This is a genomic window from Rhodoferax sp. RT5P35 (assembly GCF_056521385.1).
Genome location: NZ_JBWMAX010000240.1, coordinates 1 through 1178 on the forward strand (window position 1 = coordinate 1; position 1178 = coordinate 1178).

At 68.3% G+C, this 1178-nt stretch carries 1 protein-coding gene; it reads right to left on the reverse strand.

Features of this window, described 5'->3' with window-relative positions; translation table 11 throughout:
- Positions 1-1178 (reverse strand): acyl CoA:acetate/3-ketoacid CoA transferase (locus tag AC097L_RS25315; protein WP_479589464.1); only part of this gene is annotated, 1178 nt, incomplete at both ends.

The window sequence follows — 1178 nt, forward strand, 5'->3', positions numbered from 1 at the left end:
CGCTGCGCCAGGGGCACGGCCAGTAGCGTGTCGCGCAGCGCCATGGGGGTATCGGCAAAGATGCGCGCGTCCATCAGCCGGGGGGGCTGCTCCATCAGCGGGGTGAAGTCCATCTGCGCCAGGATGTCGCGCCCCAGGTGCACGCCCGGCGCGATTTCCTGCAGCGCCAGCCCCTGCTGCGTGAGGGCAAACACACAGCGCTCGGTGACGAACAGCACCTGCTGGCCGCGCGCGACGGCATGCGCCCCGCTGAAGGTGCGGTGCTCCACGGCGTTGACGAACTTGTGGGTTGTGCCATCTTGCACGATGCGCAGCAGCCCGCCGTGGATCTGCAGCTGCAGCCGCCCGGCGGTGAAGGTGCCCACGAACACCACCTTTTTGGCGTTCTGGCTGATGTTGATGAAGCCGCCCGCGCCCGCCAGTTTGGGGCCGAACTGGCTGACGTTGAGGTTGCCTTCGCGGTCGGCCTGGGCCAGCCCGAGGAAGGCGATGTCCAACCCGCCGCCGTCGTAGAAGTCGAACTGGTAACCCTGGTCGATGACCGCATCGGTGTTGGTGGCGGCGCCAAAGTTCAGGCCGCTGGCTGGTACCCCGCCCACCACGCCGGGCTCGGCGGTCAGGGTGATCAGGTCGGTGATCTTTTCTTCGGCGGCCACGCTGGCAATGCCCTCGGGCATGCCGATGCCCAGGTTCACCACGCTGTTGGCGCGCAGCTCCAGCGCGGCGCGGCGGGCGATGATCTTGCGTGCGTCCAGGGCCAGCGCCTCGGCTTGGCCCGCAGGGACGCGCAGGCTGCCGCTAAAGGCCGCGCTGTAGGGTTCGGCATAGGTCTGCCAGTGGTTCTCGGGCCGGGCCAGCACCACGCAGTCGACCAGCACGCCGGGGATCTTGACCTCGCGCGGGTTCAGCGAATGCGCCTCGGCAATGCGCTCCACCTGCACGATCACGATGCCACCCGCGTTGCGCGCCGCCATGGCCATCGACAGGCCGTCCAGCGTCAGCGCCTCTTTTTCCATGGTGATGTTGCCCGCGGTGTCGGCGGTGGTGCCGCGCAGGATGGCCACGTGGATCGGAAAGGCCTTGTAGAACAGGGCTTCCTCGCCGCCCAGGGTGGTCAGCTCCACCAGTTCGTCCACGGTGCGGCTGTTGAGCTTGCCGCCGCCAAAGCGCGGGTCTAC